The organism is Chryseobacterium sp. SIMBA_028 (assembly GCF_046535285.1).
GTDB lineage: Bacteria > Bacteroidota > Bacteroidia > Flavobacteriales > Weeksellaceae > Chryseobacterium.
Map to the genome: position 1 here is coordinate 1 of NZ_JAWRWZ010000693.1, position 245 is coordinate 245.

The 245-nt window shown below is 62.4% G+C and carries 1 pseudogene; it reads right to left on the minus strand.

Annotated features, from left to right (window positions below):
* Window positions 1-245 (minus strand): annotated as a pseudogene (locus SCA31_RS25025) (hypothetical protein); the annotation flags it as partial.

The window sequence follows — 245 nt, forward strand, 5'->3', positions numbered from 1 at the left end:
TGATCCGGCGGATAGCAGGCAGCGCCGCCCGACCGCGGGCGCCTATGAGCATCACCAGGGTTCCGGGCTGAACCCCGTCTTCATCTTCGGCATCCACGATGATCGCATCACGGACGATCCCGTTGTCCGGGTTGGGTGCCAGCAACAGCCTGGCGTTGTCCACTCCCAGGTCTTCCAGTACATCGCTTAGCAGGGTGACGACATCGTCGTCGTCGGGTTCCAGGGCTTTCAACGAAGCTGACGCT